This is a genomic window from Alcaligenes sp. Me129, assembly GCF_050487245.1.
In the GTDB taxonomy this organism is placed as follows: Bacteria; Pseudomonadota; Gammaproteobacteria; order Burkholderiales; family Burkholderiaceae_B; genus Alcaligenes; species Alcaligenes phenolicus.
On record NZ_JBKQGX010000003.1, the window covers coordinates 322,275 to 343,971 of the forward strand.

15 protein-coding genes, 1 tRNA gene and 1 riboswitch are annotated in these 21,697 nt (G+C 58.4%); of the genes, 10 read left to right on the forward strand and 6 right to left on the reverse strand.

The genetic code is table 11. The features are described 5' to 3' along the window. Positions 1 to 12 precede the first annotated feature (12 nt). The gene (gene metW / locus ACLPGZ_RS05450) at positions 13 to 642 is read right to left on the reverse strand and encodes a methionine biosynthesis protein MetW (protein ID WP_009462662.1); all 630 of its coding nucleotides are present in this window, start codon (positions 640 to 642) and stop codon (positions 13 to 15) included. Further along, positions 639 to 1,883: a homoserine O-succinyltransferase MetX gene (gene metX, locus ACLPGZ_RS05455; RefSeq protein WP_035269235.1), complete on the reverse strand. Its 1,245-nt coding sequence runs from the start codon at positions 1,881 to 1,883 to the stop codon at positions 639 to 641. The genes metW and metX overlap by 4 nt, the downstream gene beginning before the upstream one ends. Then, a riboswitch (SAM riboswitch) is annotated at positions 1,873 to 1,951 on the reverse strand. (Overlaps the previous gene by 11 nt.) Before the next feature lie 203 nt (positions 1,952 to 2,154). Between metX and ACLPGZ_RS05460 the strand changes: the two genes are divergently transcribed. Continuing rightward, positions 2,155 to 2,430, forward strand: coding sequence for a response regulator transcription factor (locus ACLPGZ_RS05460; protein ID WP_009462666.1), 276 nt, complete (start codon positions 2,155 to 2,157; stop codon positions 2,428 to 2,430). On the opposite strand, the gene ACLPGZ_RS05465 is transcribed toward ACLPGZ_RS05460, so the two are convergent. Beyond that, entirely contained in the window at positions 2,360 to 2,890 is a 531-nt protein-coding gene (locus ACLPGZ_RS05465; RefSeq protein WP_026484092.1) for a hypothetical protein, read from the reverse strand. The two genes, ACLPGZ_RS05460 and ACLPGZ_RS05465, sit on opposite strands and share 71 nt — an antisense overlap. A gap of 194 nt (positions 2,891 to 3,084) precedes the next feature. On the opposite strand from ACLPGZ_RS05465, the gene gshA reads away from it, so the two are divergent. From gshA to ACLPGZ_RS05480, 3 genes are all read left to right on the forward strand, one after another. Continuing rightward, entirely contained in the window at positions 3,085 to 4,668 is a 1,584-nt protein-coding gene (gene gshA, locus ACLPGZ_RS05470) for a glutamate--cysteine ligase (RefSeq protein ID WP_239055041.1), read from the forward strand. A 176-nt stretch (positions 4,669 to 4,844) separates the two neighbouring features. After that, positions 4,845 to 6,905 carry a TonB-dependent receptor domain-containing protein gene (locus tag ACLPGZ_RS05475; RefSeq protein ID WP_266108240.1) on the forward strand — a complete coding sequence of 687 codons (2,061 nt, stop codon included), beginning with the start codon at positions 4,845 to 4,847 and terminating at the stop codon, positions 6,903 to 6,905. Then, entirely contained in the window at positions 6,902 to 7,678 is a 777-nt protein-coding gene (locus ACLPGZ_RS05480; protein ID WP_429641035.1) for a class I SAM-dependent methyltransferase, read from the forward strand. The genes ACLPGZ_RS05475 and ACLPGZ_RS05480 overlap by 4 nt, the downstream gene beginning before the upstream one ends. 406 nt (positions 7,679 to 8,084) lie before the next feature. Here ACLPGZ_RS05480 and ACLPGZ_RS05485 read toward each other — a convergent pair. Further along, positions 8,085 to 8,159 (reverse strand) — tRNA-Arg (locus tag ACLPGZ_RS05485). Between the two features lie 243 nt (positions 8,160 to 8,402). Between ACLPGZ_RS05485 and ACLPGZ_RS05490 the strand changes: the two genes are divergently transcribed. Together ACLPGZ_RS05490 and ACLPGZ_RS05495 are read left to right on the forward strand one after the other, a co-directional pair. After that, entirely contained in the window at positions 8,403 to 9,296 is an 894-nt protein-coding gene (locus ACLPGZ_RS05490; protein ID WP_429641036.1) for a c-type cytochrome, read from the forward strand. Positions 9,297 to 9,476: 180 nt separating this feature from the next. Beyond that, on the forward strand, positions 9,477 to 10,079 hold the full coding sequence (locus tag ACLPGZ_RS05495) for a hypothetical protein (protein ID WP_427975411.1): 603 nt from the start codon (positions 9,477 to 9,479) through the stop codon (positions 10,077 to 10,079). A gap of 181 nt (positions 10,080 to 10,260) precedes the next feature. On the opposite strand, the gene ACLPGZ_RS05500 is transcribed toward ACLPGZ_RS05495, so the two are convergent. Together ACLPGZ_RS05500 and ACLPGZ_RS05505 are read right to left on the reverse strand one after the other, a co-directional pair. Then, positions 10,261 to 11,796 carry a 3-hydroxyacyl-CoA dehydrogenase gene (locus ACLPGZ_RS05500; RefSeq protein ID WP_226349507.1) on the reverse strand — a complete coding sequence of 512 codons (1,536 nt, stop codon included), beginning with the start codon at positions 11,794 to 11,796 and terminating at the stop codon, positions 10,261 to 10,263. A gap of 31 nt (positions 11,797 to 11,827) precedes the next feature. Continuing rightward, on the reverse strand, positions 11,828 to 13,060 hold the full coding sequence (locus tag ACLPGZ_RS05505; RefSeq protein WP_427975413.1) for a CaiB/BaiF CoA transferase family protein: 1,233 nt from the start codon (positions 13,058 to 13,060) through the stop codon (positions 11,828 to 11,830). Positions 13,061 to 13,306: 246 nt separating this feature from the next. Here ACLPGZ_RS05505 and ACLPGZ_RS05510 point away from each other — a divergent pair, with 246 nt between their 5' ends. From ACLPGZ_RS05510 to ACLPGZ_RS05525, 4 genes are all read left to right on the forward strand, one after another. Next, positions 13,307 to 14,278: an NAD(P)H-dependent flavin oxidoreductase gene (locus ACLPGZ_RS05510; RefSeq protein ID WP_115635288.1), complete on the forward strand. Its 972-nt coding sequence runs from the start codon at positions 13,307 to 13,309 to the stop codon at positions 14,276 to 14,278. Positions 14,279 to 14,291: 13 nt separating this feature from the next. Continuing rightward, on the forward strand, positions 14,292 to 15,035 hold the full coding sequence (locus tag ACLPGZ_RS05515) for an enoyl-CoA hydratase/isomerase family protein (protein WP_021447056.1): 744 nt from the start codon (positions 14,292 to 14,294) through the stop codon (positions 15,033 to 15,035). 219 nt (positions 15,036 to 15,254) lie between these two features. Next, positions 15,255 to 19,988, forward strand: a complete 4,734-nt coding sequence (locus tag ACLPGZ_RS05520; RefSeq protein WP_429641037.1) for a glutamate synthase-related protein — start codon at positions 15,255 to 15,257, stop codon at positions 19,986 to 19,988. A 33-nt stretch (positions 19,989 to 20,021) separates the two neighbouring features. Beyond that, entirely contained in the window at positions 20,022 to 21,494 is a 1,473-nt protein-coding gene (locus ACLPGZ_RS05525; RefSeq protein ID WP_060186151.1) for a glutamate synthase subunit beta, read from the forward strand. Positions 21,495 to 21,697 lie beyond the last annotated feature (203 nt).

A 21,697-nucleotide genomic window follows, 5' to 3' on the forward strand; every position in this document is an offset into this window, starting at 1 on the left:
GCCTTATTAGCGCTAAGCAGCAAGAAAATGGGGAGACTCGAAACGATACATGGCCAAGGTACTGCGCCAGCCCGGCAAAAAACGCACCGTGTCGCGACCATTGAAGGCAGCACGATCAAGAATACGTACGCCCACCGCCTGGGCCAGATCCTGAAAGTCTTTCATGGTGCACAAATGGATGTTGGGCGTGTTGTACCACTGGTAAGGCATTTCGCCCGTGACTGGCATGCGCCCGCGCAAAATACTCCAGCCATGCGGCCAATAACCGAAGTTAGGAAACGAGACGATACCATACCGTGCCACCCGCGCCATCTCGCGCAGGATGTGCTCGGTATGGTGCATGGATTGCAGTGTCTTGGACAGGACAACGGTATCGAACTGCTGGTCGCTGAACAGCGCCAGGCCTTTTTCCAGGTCCTGCTGAATGACATTGACGCCGCGGCGTACCGAAGCAATCACAAACTGATCGTTCAGCTCCACCCCCGTTCCGACAACCTGGCGCGTGTCACGCAAATGCGCCAACAAGGTGCCATCGTTACAGCCCAGATCCAGCACACGCGAACCTGGCTCAATCCACTGCGCAATACGCAGCAAGTCCGGTCTTAACATGGCGGCATCCACCTGAGTTTGCGGCTTAGTCATTCTGCCAACACCCCTGTAGTACGGGTGCGCGCAGGCAAGCCCAAATTAGCGGCGATCTGGTCATAGTATCCCTGCACAACGGCATGGTAACGGGGGTCTTCCAACAAGAAAGCGTCGTGCCCGTGCGGAGCATCAATTTCGGCGTAAGTGACCTCGCGCTGGTTGCGCAACAAAGCCTGCACGATTTCGCGCGAGCGCTCGGGCGAGAAACGCCAATCCGTGGTGAAAGACACCAGCAGGAATTTGGCCTGCACCTTTTCAAGCGCCTTGACCAGGTCCCCCTGGTGCTGGCGCGAAGGATCAAAGTAATCCAGCGCACGGGTGATGATCAGATAGGTATTGGCGTCAAAGTAACGCGAGAACTTCTCGCCCTGATAACGCAGATAGGACTCGACCTCGAATTCCACGCCGTAGTTGTAGTGGTACTCACCGCCCTGGGCTGGGGCACGCTGGTTGCGGCCAAACTTCTCGGCCATGACGGTGTCGGACAGGTAAGTGATGTGGCCTACCATGCGAGCAACACCCAGGCCAGCCTTGGGCACCACCCCATGTTCGTAGTAATTACCACCGTGAAACTGTGGGTCGGACAAAATGGCGCTGCGGGCCACTTCGTTAAAAGCGATGTTCTGGGCCGACAGGCGCGGGGTACTGGCAATGACCACGCAGTTTTCCACGCGCTCCGGGCAGCTGATGGCCCAGCTCAGGGCCTGCATGCCACCCAGGGAGCCACCCATAACGGCCGCAAACTTGCGAATGCCAAAGTAGTCGGCCAGACGGGCTTGGGCACGCACCCAGTCTTCTACCGTCAAAACGGGAAACTCGGAGCCCCAAGGTTTGCCAGTGGCCGGATTGATGCTGGATGGGCCGGTAGAGCCAAAGCAGGAGCCGATATTGTTGACACCGATGACAAAAAAACGATCCGTATCAACGGCTTTGCCGGGGCCGACCATATTGTCCCACCAGCCAGTGCTTTTAGGATCGTCGTCGTAATAACCGGCAACGTGATGCGAGGCATTGAGTGCATGACACACCAATACCGCATTGTTGCGCTCTTCGTTCAGGGTGCCGTAGGTTTCGACCGCCAGCTCGTAGCTGGGCAGCACTTGCCCGCTGCGCAGATGCAGGGGTTCGTCAAAGGCGATTAGTTCGGCATGTACAGGGCCCACAGAACCTTCGGGGATCAAACCGCAGGATGGGCTAAGGGCGCCAGTGTCGGCGCTAGGGACGGAATCAGTGGCCATCAGGACCTCTTTAGCTGGATTTATGGAGCGCCCGCAAGCGGATCAGGCAAATCGGCGCAAAACGTATAAGGCAAAATTCTAGCATCGCTGCGGCGCGGCGTCCAAATCGACCAGCCAGGATCGATTCAGAACTCTGGGCAACGGTAACGTCATAGAAAAGCCAATGCTTTGATTTACATCATTATTTTCATGCACATTTGTCTGCCAGCTAAGCTAAATTTGAGTACATTGGCCCGACGTCTACCACGAATGCATGAGGAATGGCTTTACCGTGACGCACTTAACTTCACGCGAGCAGTCCTGCCTGAACTGGGCTGCCCATGGCAAGACCAGCTGGGAAATCAGCATCATCCTGGGCATTACTGAACGCACGATCAACTTCCACTTCCAGAACGCCTACGCCAAGCTTGGAGTCTATAGCCGCCAAGCTGCCATTACCCTGGCCTTGCAGCAGCACCTGATCAGCGGCGACCCGGCTAGCGAGCTAAGCCGTCAAAGAAAACCTTTGCCTGAGCCGCGTCCGGGGCCTTCCCGGAATCCGTCATAACAAAGCCCTGCACCAGCCAGCCCGGCTCCATGCGTATCATCGCTTCCAGGCGCAAGGCCACACCGCCCACATCGCGCGTCATGAAGAAAATCTGTCCGGGTGGTGGCAACTGTATCTGGTTTTTCTCGCTGACTTGCCCATCGGGTATGAATTTCTCGCGCAGGGAATCGTGCAGTGCCTCGTACAAGCGTTGGCGAGCGGCCTCGTCCTGCTGCAGTTCCTTGGGCAAAATCACATGGCCCACGGTATAGCTTTGCCCGCCCGCCGTGGCGGTGGTCAGGTAAAAATCCAGTTGATGCTGCTCGAAATCCAACAATCGGTGACTGGTCGTGGGCTTGCCGGGCAGCATGGCCGACAGGCCCGTTTGTTCAAGCTGAACCTTGCGCCAGTTAAACTCTGGGCTGCAGGCTGCCAACATCAAGAAAGCCGCCAGTACCGCGGTAATGCGCCTGATCATCATGGTGCTAATCCCATATCCCGTTTCATGCTTTTCATCGGCTGGCTAAACAGCCGTCTTATACTCGCCCTGCCCGATACGCCTTTTGGCGCAACTTAACAAAGCAAGTCTGGTCGGACTACTATTTATAGACGGGGCCAGGCCCCCTTGAACAGTCTCGTATCTTGCACCCGATTTCGAAAGTGGGAAACACCACCATGAACACCAGCCACGAACGCCGCCTTGCCCTGCAACAGAATCCCGAGATTTTGACGGGAATCTTGCGCGGCATCGAAAAAGAAGGACTGCGCGTCGATGCGCTGGGCCAATTGGCAAACACCCCCCACCCGCAAGCCATTGGGTCGGCCCTGACCAACGGCCATATCACGACCGACTACGCCGAGGCCCTGCTGGAGCTGATTACCGAGCCGCAAGCCCGGGTCGAGGACGTGCTGCAGGAGCTGACCGACATCCACACCTTTGTGGCCGGCAAGCTGGACCAGGAGATTATCTGGAACCAGTCCATGCCCGCATTGCTGCCCGCCGAAAAAGACATTGCCATTGCCTGGTACGGCAAGTCCAACACGGGCATGCTCAAGCATGTATACCGCCGTGGCCTGGCCGAACGTTATGGCAAGCCCATGCAATGCATAGCCGGCGTGCATTACAACTTTTCCCTACCTGATGGCATCTGGCCCTTGTTGAATGTCTGTGGCGACAATCTGCAAGATCAGCGCTCCAATGGATATTTGGCGTTGATCCGCAACTTCACGCGCTATTCCTGGCTACTGATGTACTTGTTTGGTGCCTCGCCCGTGCTGGATGCGAACTTCCTGCAAGGTCGCCGCAACAATCTGGACAAGATCGACGAGGACACCTTGACCATGCCCTGGGCAACCAGCTTGCGCATGAGCGATCTGGGCTATCACAACAAGGAAGCCCAGGCCGAGCTCCAGCTTTGCTATAACGACCTGGACACCTTTGTGATGCGCATGTATCACGCTGCCGTAACTCCTTGGCCGGATTACGAAAAACTGGGTACCCACCGCGATGGCGAGTGGATTCAACTCAACACCCATATCCTGCAGATTGAAAACGAGTACTACTCCAGCATTCGTCCCAAGCGCACCACCCAGCGCAGCGAGCGCCCGGCTACAGCCCTGGCCCAGCGCGGTGTGGAATACATCGAAGTTCGTTGTCTGGATATAGACCCTGAATCGCCTACTGGAATTTCCGAGCAAACCTGCCGCTTCCTGGATACGTTCCTGCTGTTCTGTGCCGTGCAAGACAGCCCCTTCTTCCCGGACGGCGGCTACTGCCAGGACAGCAAGAACAACTTTGCGACTGTTGTGCGTGAAGGCCGCCGCCCCGGCCTGATGCTGACCAATCAGCAAAAAGAGAGCGTCAGCCTGCAAGACTGGGGGCACGAAATTCTGGAATCGCTGCTGCCGTATGCGCAAATGCTGGATCAGGCCCTGGATACCCAAGGTCACACCGAAGCCGTGCAAGCCCAAATCCGCAAACTGGAAAACCCGGAGCTGACACCGTCGGCTCAACTGCTGAACCGTTTGCGCGAAACCGGTTTGAGCTTTCACGACTACGCCTTGCAACGCAGCCGCGAGCATCACCAGACCTTGCTGGCCCATCCCTTGCCTGCCGACAAGCAAGCCACTTTCGAGCAACAGGCCAAAGACTCTTTGCAAGCCCAGATTGATATCGAAGCACAGGATCAGGAGTCCTTTGAGGACTACGTCCATCGCTACGAACGCAATCTGATTCCGCCTGAACTGGAAAACAGCTAAGCGACACACAACGACAACAAGCCGCCGCCCCAGGGCGGCTTTTTTTTGACCGTTACCTGCAGGCTCATACAGCAAGAAGTTTCTCTTTCTCCCTGTTCTCAAAATGGCTTTTCCTCTATTTCAAACACTTATTGTTATGTTATAACATCTCGAAAATTAACAAACCGGAAGATGAGATGCGTTTCCAACCCCGCCCCCTGCCACTAGCCCTGGCTCTGCTTTTGTGCGCCTCTGCCCAAGCCAATGAAATTGAAGAAGCTGTCCCTGAACTGGCCCCTATCCGAATCTCTGCCAGCCCCCTGGCCTTGCGACAAACCGAGCTGGCCACCGCCAGCACGGTCCTGCAAGGCCCCAAACTGGATTTGCGCCGCAGCAGCACCTTGGGTGAATTGCTGGACGGTGAAGTCGGCATCCATGTAGACAGCTTTGGTAGCGGTGCCAGCCGCCCCGTCATTCGCGGCCAAACTGCACCCCGCGTCAAAGTTCTGAGCGATGGCGCAGAGGTCATGGACGCGTCGGCCATCTCGCCCGACCACACCATCACGGTCGATACCTGGCAAGCGGACCGCATCGAGGTGCTGCGCGGCCCATCGGCCCTGCTTTACGGAGGCGGTGCTATTGGTGGCGTGGTCAACGTGCTGGATCGCAAAATCCCCACAGCCATCCCCGAAAAAGGTTTTGAAGGCTCGGTACGTGCCCAGGGCTCCACGGCTGACCGTGGCAGAATCGGCGCAGTCGAGATGACAGCCGGCGAAGGCAATATCGCCTTGCACGTAGAAGGTGCCTCGCACCGTAGCCGCGACTATCGCGTCCCCAACTGGACCGATGGACGCGTCAAGGACTCCGACTCCAGCACGGACACAGGCAGCGTTGGCCTCTCCTTTATTGGGGACCGTGGCTATATAGGCGCGGCCTACTCCTACCGTGAAGGCAGCTACGGTCTGCCCGGTCACAGCCACGAATACGAGGACTGCCACCCGCACGGTGCCACTCTGCATTGCGGCGGCCACAGTCACGATCACGGCCATGACCACGATCATGGGCACAGCCACGACCACGGTCATGAGCACGAACACTCGGCCACCGCTCACCTGCGTACTCAGCGTTTCGATATCCGTGGCGAACTGCGAGACCCTCTGCCCGGCTTCAAACGGGCTCGCCTGCGCGCTGGTGCGACCAACTACCAGCACGTTGAAAAAGATGGCGATATTGATGGCACCCGCTTCACCAATCGCGGTTACGACACGCGCCTGGAGCTGGAACACAACCCTTGGGGGCCGTTTGAGGGGGTCATCGGCCTGCAAACCAGCCAGTCTGATTTTGCGTCCCGCGACGGTACTGAAAACTTCATTCCGCCCACCCGTACTCGCAGCCAGGGCCTGTTCCTTCTGGAAAGCGTGAACTGGGACGACTGGCGTCTGGAACTGGGCGCTCGTCAGGAATGGCAAACCGTCACACCCGACTCGCAAACTCTGGAGCGCCGCAAAGGCACGGCCACCTCCTTCTCCTTGGGCACCGTCTGGGACTTTGCGCCTGAATACGCCGCCAGCCTGTCCGTGTCCCGCTCTCAACGTCTGCCCACGGCTCAGGAACTGTTTGCCAAAGGCGTGCACTTTGCCACGCTGAGCTATGAGCGTGGCGACCCAAACCTGGATCGTGAGACCAGCCATACTGTCGACCTGGGGCTACAAAAACACCTGGGCGATCTGCGCTTTGATCTACGTACCTTCTACACCCGTAGCTCGAACTACATTTATGGCCGCAGCCTGGACCGTCACGAAGACTTTCAGCTGATTCAATACAGCCAGGACAAGGCCCAGTTCTGGGGCCTGGAAGCAGAAGCCTCTTACCCCGTCACTTCCTGGGCCTCGGTCAGCGTGTATGGCGATCTGGTGCGCGGTAAACTGCAAGATCCTGGCCGCAACCTGCCCCGCATGCCCGCCGCCCGCCTGGGTATTCGCACGGATCTGAACTGGCAGAACTGGTCCGGCTTTGTCGGCTACACCCACACCTTTGCCCAGGACCGACTGGCTGAACATGAAGAGCGTTCGCCGTCTTACGGTTTGCTCAGCATGGGTTTAAGCTACCGCCTGCATATGGATCAGAACACCTACACCCTGTACCTGAGAGGAAATAACTTGCTGAACAAGTTGGCTTACCGCCATACCTCCTTTATTGCCCGTCAGGCCCCGCTGATGGGGCGCAACATCCTGGCCGGGATACAGGTGGAATTTTGAGCAAGACCGCCATACACACGGGTAGCCGTCTCTACCAGATCGTGGCCGACATGCAGGGCGACCGTCCCTGGGGCAACTTTCTGGATGCCGGCACCGGCAAGGGCTCCCTGCGCTGGTTGCTGACGCTGGACACAGAACGCTGGACGGCCATTACCGCCTCCCCCGGTATGGCCGAACAGGTTACCCGTGAGCTGGGCGATCAGAAACGTCCCGAGGACCGTCTGCTGGTGGGCAACTGGAGCGATCCGGAGTTTTTGCAGGGTGAACGCTTTGATACGGTTTTGGCGGACTATCTGCTCGGTGCCATAGACGGCTTTGCCCCTTACACCCAGGACCAGCTGTTCAGCCGCCTGCGGCCACTGACCGGCCAGCGTCTCTACATTATTGGTCTGGAGCCCTACGTGCCCTATAGCAGCACGGACCCGGCGGGCAAATTGATTGTGGAAATAGGCCGTTTGCGTGATGCCTGCCTCCTACTGGCAGGCGAGCGCCCGTATCGCGAGTACCCGATGGACTGGGTTTTGCGCCATCTACGGCAATCCGGCTATCGCTGTGTGGATGCGCAACGCTTTGGCATTCGTTACGGCGACAGCTTTATCCACGGTCAACTGGATATGTGTGACGGGCGCTTGCGCCGTCTGAAGGACCGCAACCTGGCCATGGCCTTGTCCGAGCATGTCCAAGCCTTGCGCAAGCAAGCTCTGGCCTTGAACCAGACCTTGGGTGGTCTGCGTCATGGCCACGACTATGTGATTTGTGCCGAAGCTGTTTAAAAACCAGAAAGCTGCTCAGGAAAAAGCAAAAGGGGCTTCGGCCCCTTTTGTCTTGCATAGACTTCGATGGCAGCACATCTGGTTGTAGCGACGGCCACAAGTTCAAGACTCCAGGCACTGCCTGTCCAGACATCGCCACTGCCTATACGCCTGATCGTTATCCCGGCCAAACTCCCAAGCGCAAGCTAGCCTGTCACCGCAGGCGAATACGCAATTTCGTCCCAGGCCAAATGATCAGGATCAATAATTAGCCCACTTCACCTGAACCGCGCATGAGACCGTGTTTTGACAAACAACAGACACAAAAAAAGCAGCCTTTGGCTGCTTGCATCGCGACACTTTATAACTGGAAATTTAAACCAGGTCTTGAAAAGCAGCCCTAAAGAGCCGTATAAACAAGAAGTTCTGGCGCGTCCGACAGGAATCGAACCTGTATCGAGGGCTTCGGAAACCCTAATTCTATCCATTGAACTACGGACGCCAAGCTCGCTATTGTAGCGCGAGTTTGGAGTTTTTTTCAGCATCTATCCGGCAATTATGAGTGCGCTAAATCAAGAGTCAGATACAAGAGCGACACACTCCGCTATAATCCATGGTTGCGCGATCTGGGTCGGTGGCTTGGTAGACACGTCCTTGCGCACACCCATTAGGTAGGCGCAAGCCTTTATTGGTGGCCTTTTAAGGCCCTCCCGTCATTTCTTGTACGAACTCGCAGGATCCGATAATGAGCAACACGGAACAAAAACCCGAAGAACACAACGAGGGTCACTCAGCCATGATCAAAACCCCTAAACAATTGCTTGTGACCGTGGCTCTGGCTTTCTTGGTGCCCATCGCGATTATTGTCATGCTGGTCAGCCTGGTTACCTCCACCATGGGTGCAGGTGCTGGCTCCGCCGCCCTTTCCCCTGAAGCCATTGCAGCCCGCATTCAGCCTGTTGCCGGTTTCAAACTGGTTGACGCCAATGCCGTCAAAGAGCTGAAGACTGGTCAGCAAGTTTACGAAACCACCTGTACCGCCTGTCACGGCGCCGGTGTAGCCGGTGCGCCTAAATTTGGTGACAAGGGCGCTTGGGGCGAGCTGATCAAGCTGGGTCAGGACGAGTTGGTCAAGAACGCTATTCACGGTATCCGCGCCATGCCTGCCAAGGGTGGTAACCCTTCGCTGGACGACATCGAAGTGGCTCGTGCTGTTGCTTACATGGCTAACGCTGCTGGCGCTGACTTCAAGGAACCCGACGCTCCCGCACCAGAAGGTGAAGAAGCTGACGCCAAGCCTGAAGCCACTGCGGCTGCCGATACCAAGCCTGCTGAAGAAACTCCTGCTGCAGAAGCTCCCAAAGCAAGCCAAACCGCTGCTGCGGATGACAACAAGGTCGACCCGGCCGGTATCAAGCTGTACGACACCATCTGCTTTGCCTGTCACGCAGCCGGTGTTGCTGGCGCGCCCAAGTTTGGCGATCAAGCGGCCTGGAAGCCATATATCGAATCCGGTATGGACACTATGGTTCAAAAAGCCATTCACGGTGTAGGCGCCATGCCTCCACGCGGTGGCTCGCAAGCCTCCGACGACGAAATCCGTGCTGCCATCCAGCACATGGTTAACGCCGCCAAGTAAGACTGCGACAAGGTTCTGGCACCGTACAGAGCCTGCGAATACAAAAAGCCCGATGAATATTCATCGGGCTTTTTTATTGCCTGAAACGGTTTGCAGGTGACTGATGCAGAAGCTGCCCCCTACAATCTAGCCCTCGGATCACTGCACCCTGCAGCTATCAAACAGCTGCGGATACTTACCATGACACGTATTACTTCCGCTGCCCGTCTGGCCGTGACGGGCGTCTTGTCAGCCCTTGCCGCTTTAATTTTTCCTTCGGCCCAGGCCTTCGCCAATGAGTCGACAACGGCAGCCACACCGAGCATAGCGCAGGCTACCAGCATCCTGAATCGAGATAGCCTGGAGCAGGCTATGCACACGCTGCTGCAAGCCACCATGGCCAGAGACCTGGAAACAATTCTGCAATTTCAGTCGCCGCGCAAGATTCAGAAAATTTCAAAGGCAATGGGCAAGGACCATGCAGAGACCGTTGCCGAACTTATCCGGGTAGGCCGCTCTATGGATGAGCATCAGCCCGTACAGATTCTGTCTGGCCACTACGACGTGGATACTGCACAGTTCGGCAAAACCAGCACAGGACGCGACTACGCCGTGCTGATCTACAACCGTACTTTCAAGAAAGACGGCAAGACCTTTGAGCTTAGCTATCCCACATTGGCCAGCGTAGATGGCAAGACGATTTTCATCATCCCGCTCAGCGAGGATGCGCTGCTGCCCGAACTGATCGAGCTGTATCCCGATCTGGCTTCGGTGAAAATACCCGCGACCAAAACACAGAAGTAATAGTCTGCTCTCCTGGAGCCCTGAGCCCGGCCTAAGCATCTGTTTATTGAGCACCTGGTTCAGGCTGCCAATAAAAAAGCCTGAGTCCGGTGTCATCCCGGACTCAGGCCGACTCATAAGCTTGTAGGCTGATCTACCTCTAGAACACGCTATAAAGCGTCCAAGAGAGCAATCTCAGGCCTTACTGCGCCTTGCACTGAGCCAATGCCGTCAAGGACATACCCAGTTGGACACGGCGTTGCAGCCAGGGGCTGGCGCGGTAGCGCATATCGCCCGTGACAGCTTGCAAGGTGTTCAATACATCCAGCAAATCACGCGAGCCGACGGCATCACCCATGGACAGCGGGCCATTGTGCGGATAACCCAGGCCCAGACGCACAGCGGCGTCGATATCTGATGGGGTCGCTATCTGCTGCTGAGCGATATCGCTGGCGATGTTCACGATGGTAGCCACCAAACGCTGGGCCACAAAACCGGCAGAGTCTTCGATCACGCTAACCGCCGTACCATCGCTGGCCAGCATGGCCCAGGCTTGATCGCGCCATTCTGGTGTGGTCGCAGCCGAGCACATCAGCACGCGGCGGCGGCCTTTCTCCAAGCCGAACAAGGTATCCAGCGCGACGGTGCGAGCTGGGTCCAGGCCATGCAAGGACACCAAAGTCGCCACGTCTTCACCGTACGGCGTCAACAGAATCAGCGCATCAGCCGGTGGCTGGTCGCCTTCCACCACTTTCACGCCCAGTTCGCTCAGCAATTGCAGCGCGCGCGCCTGACCTTGCTCATGGTAAGGCGAGACCCACACAGGAGCAAAGGTCGTGACAGCGGGAACAGCAGGCTCTTGAGGAACCTGTTTCTTGCCATCTTCATACTTGTAGAAGCCTTCGCCGTTCTTGCGACCAAACAATTTACCGGCGTGACGCACGGCGGTAATGGGCGAAGGACGGAAGCGCGGCTCGTCGTAGAACTGACGGTAAATGGATTCCATGACCGGATGGGACACATCCAGCGCGGTCAGATCCAGCAGTTCAAAGGGCCCCATGCGGAAACCGGCCTGCTCGCGCATGATGGCGTCGATCTGGTAGAAAGGCGCCACGCATTCCTGGGCGATTTTCAGGCCCTCGATGTTCATGCCACGACCGGCGTGGTTCACGATAAAGCCGGGCATATCCTTGGCGCGCACAGGCGTGTGGCCCATGTCGCGCGACACTTGCATCAAGGCATCGCCCACTTCCGGCGAGGTGCGCAGGCCGTCGATAACCTCGACCACTTTCATCAGCGGTACGGGGTTGAAGAAGTGATAGCCAGCCACACGCTCGGGGTGACGGCAGGCTTGGGCAATGGCAGTAATGGACAGCGAAGAGGTATTGGAGGCCAGCACGCAATCGGCCGACACAATCTCTTCCAGCTGTTGCAGCAAGCCTTGTTTAACGTCCAGGCGCTCCACAATGGCTTCCACGACCAGATCGGCAGGGGCAAGAGCTTGCAGATCGCTGGCGGTTTGCAGACACGCTTTGGCCGCGTCCACCTGTTCAGCCGTCATGCGGCCTTTTTCTTGCAAACGACTCCAGACGGCGTGTACATCCGCCAAAGCAGCCTTGACCGAGTCCGCATTCAGGTCATACAGCAAGACCTGCTTGCCAGCCTGGGCAGCAATCTGGGCAATGCCCCTTCCCATAGCACCTGCGCCAACAATAGCGATGGTTTGTATCTGTTTCATGATTCACAACCTGATCGAAAAGCAATAAAAATTAAGCCTGTGCAGCGGAGCCGGACATCAGGGCCTCGACCTTGTCGGGCGACAGCTCCAGCACTCGTGCCAGGACCTCGCGGGTGTGTTCTCCCAGACGCGGGGGCGCACGGCGATACTGCACCGGCGTGGCCGACAAACGTAAAGGACTGGCTACCGAAGGCATGCTCCCCCCCTGCCCGGTCGGCAAGTCCAGGCGCAAGCCGCGCGCCAGCACCTGCGGGTCCTGATAAACCTGTTCCATCGTATTGATGGGCCCGGCTGGAATACCCACGGCTTCCAGCGTCTGCAACCAGCTATCGCGCCTGCGGCTTCGCATGATCTGCGCCAGCATGGGCACCAACTCATCCCTATGCATGACTCGTCCGGCATTGCGCGCAAAACGGGGATCATCCGCCCACTCGGGGTGACCCAGCTCCCGCGCAAAACTGCGAAACTGAGCATCGTTGCCCACCGCCACAATCAAATGCCCGTCACTGGCCTCAAAGACCTGATAGGGCACCAAATTCTGATGTGCATTACCGGGGCGCTGTGGCGCCTGTCCGGTACACAAGTAATTCATGTTCTGGTTAGCCATCATGGCCACCTGACAATCCAGCAGAGCAATATCCAGATGCTGACCCAGGCCACTGCGATGGCGCTCCACCACGGCCGCCAGCACAGCCACGGTGGCGTACATGCCTGTCATGACATCGGCCACAGCCACACCCGCTTTTTGCGGTTCACCACCTGGCTCACCTGTCAGGGACATCAAACCACCCAGCCCCTGGATCATGAAGTCATATCCAGGACGACTTGCATAGGGGCCAGTCTGCCCAAATCCGGTAATCGAACAATAAATCAGGGCCGGGTTGATGGCTTGCAGGCTTTCATAGTCCAGTCCGTACTTTTTCAGGCCACCGACCTTGAAGTTTTCCACCAGAATATCGCAGCGACTGACCAGCTGACGCACCACCTCAGCACCTTGTGCAGTGCCTATATCCAGGATGATGGACTCTTTATTACGGTTGGCAGCCCCAAAATAGGCCGCATCTTCCGTGTCCGCTCTGTGACCATCCTGCAGATACGGCGGCCCCCAGCCTCGGGTGTCGTCCCCGGCACCGGGACGTTCGACCTTGATGACTTCTGCACCAAGATCAGCCAGGTTTTGAGTACACCATGGCCCGGCCAGCACGCGCGTCAAGTCCAGAACACGCAATCCTGCCAAGGGCGCTTTTCGTTCAGTCGTGGTCATAGCAAACAAAAATCCTTCAAGTCGCTTATTGTGCACTACGTCTTCTTAGTCCGGTCTACGGACAGAAAAAAGTGCTCAAACCATGGTCATTTTCGAGGCCGGAGGAATTTGTGCAGCGCACCAAGCCGGGCGACGATAAACCGTCCTAGAATAGGTGACGATAGATTATCAGCGGCAGATCTTCCTTGCAGGACCCCGCCCCTTCAAGAGGCAGGGCACTTCTTTCGATAACAGGAGACCGACCTTATGCCATCGGCATTAACGCAGCAGCTTTATCAATCTATGACCCTGCCTGTAATGGCAGCGCCCATGTTCATTGTTTCGAACCCCGCCCTGGTGATTGCACAATGCGCCAGCGGCATCATCGGTTCCGTCCCCGCCTTGAACGCCCGCCCCCAGGAAAAGCTCAAGGATTGGCTGGACGAAATCGACGACACCCTGGCCGAACTACGCGAGCGCCATCCCGAGCGCCGCATCGCCCCCTACGCCATCAACCACATCATCCACCAGTCCAACGACCGCCTGGAGCAGGATTTGCGTGTGTGCGCCGACCACAAGGTGCCACTGGTGATTACCAGCCTGCGCGCCCCGCAAGACATCGTGCCGCATGTGCACGCCTGGGGTGGCAAAGTCTTCCACGACGTAACCACCTTGCGTCATGCTGAAAAAGCGCTGGAAGCGGGTGTGGATGGCCTGATCGTGGTGGCTGCAGGTGCTGGCGGCCACGCCGGTACCTTGAGCCCCTTTGTGCTGGTTAACGAAATCCGTCAGATTTTTGATGGCCCGATTGCCCTGTCCGGCGCCATGAGCCGGGGTCGCGACATTCTGGCGGCCCAAGCCATGGGGGCCGACATGGCCTACATCGGCACGCGCTTCATTGCCAGTACCGAAGCCAATGCCTCGGACGATTACAAGAACATGATCGTCAAGGGTCGTGCCGCCGATATCGTCTACACCCCGCTGTTTACCGGCATTCCCGGCAACTACCTGAAGGACAGCATCCGCGCGGCAGGCCTGGACCCGGACAAGCTGGACAGCGAAAAAAATGCCGACACCGCCTTCGGTTCGGGCATGAGCAAAGCCTGGCGCGACATCTGGGGCGCTGGTCAAGGCATTGGTGGCATTGACTCGGTGGAATCTACTGCCGACATCGTGGCCCGTTTGCATCGCGAATACCAGGAAGCCAGGGCAGCACTGCTGGCCTCCCCCTTCGCCTGAACAGGAGCACGCCATGATACGGACTCATGACGCAGGTCATTGGCTGGAAGTCATTCTGGACCGCCCGGAACGACGCAATGCCTTGACTGGCCCCATGTACGAAGAGCTGGCCGACATCATCGACCAGGCCAATCAGAACCAGAAATATCGTGCCCTGATTCTGACCGGCGCTGGCGAGCATTTCTGTGCCGGCAACGACATCTCGGAGCTGTCCAATGTGCGCAATAGCGACATGCCGCCACCGATCAAATTCCTGCGCAGTCTGGTCCAGGCCGACATCCCACTGATCGTGGCCGTAGAAGGTCACGCGGTGGGTATTGGCGTAACCTTGCTGCTGCATGCGGACTTTGTGTACGCGGCCCGTGACGCGCGTTTGCGCATGCCTTTCACCGCACTGGGCCTGTGCCCGGAAGGCGCCTCCAGCCACCTGCTGGCGCAGTACGTGGGGCCACGCCGTGCCAACGAATGGCTGCTGCTGTCACAAGCCTTCAGTGCCGAGCAAGCCATGGAAGACGGCCTGCTCACTGAACTGACCGACCACGGCAATAGCCTGGAAGCCGCCCGTGCCTGCGCTCACGCGTTGTCCGAGCAGCCTCCCATTGCCTTACGCACCAGCAAGCGTCTGCTACGAGAACCCCAGCGCGAAGTTTTGCTGGAGGTTCTGGAACGCGAGCGCAAGCTGTTTTCCGAACTGCTGGAAGGCGAAGAAGCTCTGCAGATTCTGGGGCAAATGAGCCAGAACCGCAGCGGCAAATAGCGCTTGTGTGGACCTGATTTCTGCGCAAACCCGCATGTGCAGCGATCTTGCCACACTGCACCCGGTTCAGACGGGTGATAAGGGGCCTGTGAGAGCAGGTCCCTAATTTTTTTTACCGTATTCGCAAAAAAATCTTGCGTGCAAAAAAAAAATCGCTGTATTTTATTTTTTGCGCTGCAACAAATGCACCGCTTTAACACGTTCTTTGCGGATACGCCCATGACACACTCCTGTCCCCCCCAAGCCCAAGGCTTGTACCTTCCCGCTAACGAACACGACGCCTGCGGCGTCGGATTTATCGCACACATCAAAGGCCAGGCGAGCCACGCCATCATCACCCAAGGCCTTAAAATCCTGGAAAACCTTGATCACCGCGGCGCTGTAGGCGCAGATCCCTTGATGGGCGACGGTGCAGGCATTCTGATCCAGATCCCCGACCAGCTTTACCGCGAAGAAATGGCCGCTCAGGGCGTGACCCTGCCGCCCCCCGGCGAGTACGGCGTAGCCATGGTGTTCCTGCCCAAGGAAACCGCTTCCCGCCTGGCCTGTGAACAGGAGCTGGAACGTGCGGTACGTGCCGAAGGCCAGCACATGCTGGGCTGGCGCGATGTGCCGGTGGACAGCACCATGCCCATGTCGCCCACCGTCAAGGCCAACGAACCGGTGATTCGCCAGCTGTTCATTGGCCGCGGCCCGGATGTGATGGTGCCCGATGCGCTGGAGCGCAAGCTGTACGTGATCCGCAAGACCGCCAGCCACGCCATCTACCGCATGGCATTGGCCCACGGCCAGGAATACTTTGTGACCTCGGCCTCGGTGCGTACCATCGTCTACAAAGGCCTGCTGCTGGCTGACCAGGTTGGCCGCTACTACCGCGATCTGGCCGACCCTCGCGCCTGTTCCGCCCTGGCCCTGGTCCACCAGCGCTTTTCCACCAATACCTTCCCCGCCTGGCCTCTGGCTCACCCCTACCGCCTGATCGCTCACAACGGCGAGATCAACACGGTACAGGGCAACTTCAACTGGCTGCGTGCCCGTGAAGGCGCCATGGAATCGGCCGTGCTGGGTTCGGATCTGCAAAAGCTTTACCCCATCGTGTACGAAGGCCAGTCCGACACGGCCACTTTCGACAACTGCCTGGAACTGCTGGTGATGGCCGGCTACTCGCTGCCGCACGCCATGATGATCATGATGCCGGAGGCCTGGGAGCAACACGCCGAGATGGACGAAAGCCGTCGCGCTTTCTACGAGTACTACGCCGCTCAGATGGAACCATGGGATGGCCCTGCTGCCATCGCCTTTACTGATGGCCTGCAAATTGGTGCGCTGCTGGATCGTAACGGCCTGCGTCCCGCCCGCTACGTCATTACCGACGACGACATGATTGTGCTGGCCTCTGAAGCCGGTACCCTGCCTATTCCCGAGCACCGCATCGTCAAGAAATGGCGTCTGCAACCGGGCAAGATGCTGCTGATCGATCTGGAACAGGGCCGCATCATTGACGATGCCGAGATCAAATCCCAACTGGCTAACACCCACCCCTACAAGCAGTGGATTGAACGCCTGCGCTTGCGCCTGGACTCCCTGCCCAGCGTGCCCGGCGTGCGCCCCCAATTGGCCACACGCGACCTGCTGGATCAGCAACAAGCTTTTGGCTGGACCCAGGAAGATATCAAAGTCGTCCTGCAGCCCATGGCCAGCAAGGGCGAAGAGGCCACCGGCTCCATGGGCAACGACGCGCCGTTGGCCGTGCTGTCCGACAAGTCCAAGCCCTTCTACAACTACTTCCGCCAGCTGTTTGCTCAGGTTACCAACCCGCCTATCGACCCGATTCGGGAACAGATGGTGATGTCGCTGGTGTCCTTTATTGGCCCCAAGCCCAATCTGCTGGACATCAACAACGTCAACCCGCCGCTGCGCCTGGAAGTGTCCCAGCCCGTGCTGAGCCCGGCTGACATGAACCAGATCCGGCGCATTGAAGCGGCCAGCAATGGCAAATTCCGCAGCCAGGAACTGGACATCATCTACCCCAGCGCCTGGGGCCCGGAAGGCATTGAGGCCAGCGTGGCCGCACTGTGCGCCCGTGCGGCAGATGCCGTGCGCGATGGCTACAACATCCTGATCCTGACAGATCGCCGATGTGACGCCGAGCATGTGGCCATCCCCGCCCTGCTGGCAACCTCGGCCATTCACCAGCACCTGATCCGCATCGGTCTGCGTACCCGCACGGGTCTGGTTGTGGAAACTGGCTCGGCCCGTGAAGTGCATCACTTCGCCCTGCTGGGTGCGTATGGTGCCGAAGCCATGCACCCCTGGCTGGCTTTTGAAAGCCTGCAGCATCTGGCCCAGGACCCGATCAACCAGATCGACGCCTCCCAGGCCGAGGGCTACTACATCAAGGCCATCAACAAGGGCTTGTACAAGGTGATGTCCAAAATGGGCATCTCCACCTACATGTCCTACACCGGCGCGCAGATTTTCGAGACCATCGGCCTGTCGCGCTCGCTGGTGGACAAATACTTTGTGGGCACCTCCTGTCCGGTAGAAGGGATTGATATCTTCACCGTGGCTGAAGAAGCGCTGCGTCAGCACCGCGCCGCCTACAGCAAAGACCCCGTGCTGGAAAACCATCTGGAAGCCGGTGGCGAATACGCAGTACGCGTGCGCGGCGAAGCCCATATGTGGACCGCCGACTCCATCGCCAAGCTGCAACACGCCACCCGCAGCCAGAACTACAGCACCTACAAGGAATACGCCCAGCTCATCAACGAGCAAAGCCGCCGTCACATGACACTGCGTGGTTTGTTCGAACTGCGTCTGGACCCGGCTCAAGCGATTCCTTTGGAAGAGGTGGAACCGGCTAGCGAGATCGTCAAACGCTTTGCAACCGGCGCCATGTCGCTGGGTTCGATTTCAACCGAAGCCCACGCCGTACTGGCCGTGGCCATGAACCGGATTGGCGGCAAGTCCAATACTGGTGAAGGTGGCGAGGACGAGCTGCGCTACCAGCATGAAATGCAGCACGGTAAAAGCGGCATTCGCCAGGGTGACACCTTGGCCAGCGTCCTGGGACAGGATCGCGTATTTGCCGACATTGAGCTGCAAGAGAACGATTCACTGCGCTCGCGCATCAAGCAGGTTGCGTCCGGCCGCTTTGGCGTATCCGCCCAATACCTGTGCAGTGCAGATCAAATTCAGATCAAGATGGCACAAGGAGCCAAACCCGGTGAAGGCGGTCAATTGCCCGGTCATAAAGTGTCCGAGTACATCGCCAAACTGCGTTACTCCGTTCCCGGTGTGGGCCTGATTTCTCCTCCCCCCCATCACGACATTTACTCCATCGAAGATTTGGCCCAGCTGATTCACGATTTGAAGAACGTGAACCCGCAAGCGGATATCTCCGTGAAACTGGTGTCCAAAGTAGGCGTGGGCACCGTGGCCGCTGGCGTTGCCAAAGCCAAGGCCGATCACATTGTGATTGCCGGTCACGACGGTGGTACGGGTGCTTCGCCCCTGTCCTCCATCAAGCATGCCGGTACCCCGTGGGAACTCGGTCTGGCTGAAACCCAGCAAACCCTATTGCTGAACCGCTTGCGCAGCCGCATCCGCGTGCAGGCCGACGGCCAGATGAAAACCGGCCGCGATGTGGTGATCGGCGCCTTGCTGGGTGCGGATGAGTTTGGCTTTGCCACCGCTCCGCTGGTCGTGGAAGGCTGCATCATGATGCGCAAATGCCATCTGAACACCTGTCCCGTTGGCGTTGCCACTCAGGACCCCGTGCTGCGCCGCAAATTCAAGGGCAAGCCCGAGCACGTAGTGAACTACTTCTTCTTCGTTGCAGAAGAAGTGCGTGAACTGATGGCCAAGCTGGGTGTACGCCACTTTGACGATCTGATCGGTCGCAGCGACTGGCTGGATATGCGCAGCGGTATCGAACACTGGAAAGCCCAGGGCCTGGACTTCTCCCGCCTGCTGCACAAAGTGGACAATGAAGAGTCCCCACGTCAGATCGCTACCCAGGATCATGACCTGGAACACACGCTGGATCGCCAACTGATCGAGCGCAGTGCCGTGACCTTGAATCAGGGCACCCCACTGTCCTTCATCACCCCCGTACGCAACCGCAACCGCAGCGTCGGTGCCATGCTCTCGGGCGTATTCACCAAGAAATACGGCCATCAAGGTCTGCCTGACGACAGCCTGCACATTCAGTGCAAAGGTACAGCGGGCCAGAGCTTTGGCGCTTTCCTGGCGCAGGGCATCACCCTGGATCTGGTGGGTGAAGCCAATGACTACGTAGGTAAAGGCTTGTCCGGCGGCCGCATTATCGTGCGCTCGCCCAACGACTTTCGTGGCTACGGCCCGGACCACATCATCGTGGGCAATACCGTGCTTTACGGCGCCCTGTCCGGTGCGGCTTACTTCAACGGCGTGGCCGGTGAACGCTTTGCCGTGCGTAACTCCGGTGCCAGCGCGGTTGTAGAAGGCGTAGGCGATCATGGTTGCGAATACATGACGGGCGGTACCGTGGTTGTCCTGGGCGAAGTGGGCCGCAACTTTGCAGCCGGCATGTCCGGTGGCGTGGCCTACGTGTGGGACCCGCAACGTCGCCTGCAACTGCGCTGCAACCCCGGCATGGTGGATCTGGAGCCGGTCCTGAGCAAGGCCGAGCAAGAGATGAACAGCAGCATGGCGCAATGGCACAGCCGTAGCGCCCAGGGCGAACGTCAGACCGACGATGCCATCTTGCAAACCCTGGTTCAGGAACATTTCAAGGCCACGGGCAGCTTCCAGGCCCGCGAGCTCTTGAAAGACTGGGACAGCGCCCGCGCACAATTCGTCAAAGTCATTCCACGCGAGTACCGCCGTGCATTGAGCGAATTGTGGCAAGGCCCGCCAGCGAGCAAAGCCGCGCCCAAAAGCAGTAAAACCCGCCGTTCGGCTTCGGCCTGAACCCTTCCCATCACCATCAGGAAACGACACATCATGGGAAAGACGACTGGATTTCTTGAGTTTCAACGTCTGCAAGAAGCCGTAGAAGCTCCTTTAAAGCGGGTCAAGCACTGGAAAGAGTTTGTCCAGGTATTGAACGACGAGCAGGCAGGCCAGCAGGCCGCCCGCTGCATGGATTGCGGCATCCCTTTCTGCCACAACGGCTGCCCGGTCAACAACATCATCCCCGACTGGAATGATCTGGTTTACCGCCAGCAGTGGAAAGAAGCACTGGACGTGCTGCACTCCACCAATAACTTTCCGGAAATTACTGGCCGCATCTGCCCCGCTCCTTGCGAGGCAGCCTGTACCCTGAACATCGACCGTGCGCCCGTGGGCATCAAATCCATCGAGCACGCCATCATCGACAAAGGCTGGGCAGAGGGCTGGGTTGTGCCACAAGTGCCTACCCACAAAACCGGCAAACGCGTGGCCGTCATCGGCTCCGGCCCTGCCGGCTTGGCCAGTGCCCAGCAATTGGCACGCGTCGGCCACGAGGTCACCGTGTACGAGAAAAGCGACCGCATTGGTGGCCTGATGCGCTACGGCATCCCCGACTTCAAGCTGGACAAGCACTTGCTGGATCGTCGCATCGCCCAAATGCAGGCCGAGGGTGTGCAGTTTTGCCCTTCTACCTATATTGGTCAGGCACAAGATCAAGCCGCCCAGGAACCGGGGCTGACCGTGCTGTCCCCTACCGAGCTGGAACAACAGTTCGACGCCATCATCCTGGCAGGCGGCTCCGAAACCCCCCGCCTGCTGGAGGCCCCCGGTAGCCAGCTGCAAGGCGTACATCCCGCCATGGACTTCCTGCGCATCCAGAACCAGCAGGTTGCCGGTTCGCGAGGCACTCCCGCCATCAGCGCTCAAGGCAAGCATGTCGTAGTGATTGGCGGCGGTGATACCGGCTCGGACTGCGTGGGCACCAGCACACGCCAAGGCGCAAAATCAGTCACCCAATTCGAACTGATGCCCCGCCCGCCCGAGCAGGAAAACACGGAGCTGACCTGGCCTTACTGGCCCATGAAACTGCGCACCTCGTCCTCGCACGAAGAAGGCTGCGAGCGCGACTGGGCGATCAACACCGTAGAGCTGGAAGGCAAGAACGGCCAAGTCAAAGAACTGCGCGCCGTGCGGGTGGAATGGAAAACCGATCCCGCGACAGGCCGCATGAGCATGACGCCCATTGCCGGTTCCGAAATGACCTTCCCCGCCGACCTGGTCCTGCTGGCCATGGGCTTCACCGCCCCCGTACGCCAAGTGCTGGACGCCTTTGCCGTAGAAGCCGACCAGCGCGGCAACGTCGCCGCCAACACAGACGACTACCAAACCAGCCGAGCCAAAGTCTTCGCCGCCGGAGACATGCGACGCGGCCAGTCCCTGATCGTCTGGGCCATCCGCGAAGGCCGCCAATGTGCCCGTTCCGTAGACGAGTTCCTGATGGGGAGTTCGACACTTCCCCGCTAAGCCTTCTTGGTAGTACCAGTACACAAACAGCCAGCCGCTATAAACGGCTGGCTGTTTGTCTTCAAGCGAACGAGATCACTTCCAGGCCCCCTGAGTTCGCGGGTTCTTATTTGTTGTTTGCGGCTCGCTGCCTGCTGCCTGCTGCCTGCTGCCTGCTGCCTGCTGCCTGCTGCCTGCTGCCTGCTGCCTGCTGCCTGCTGCCT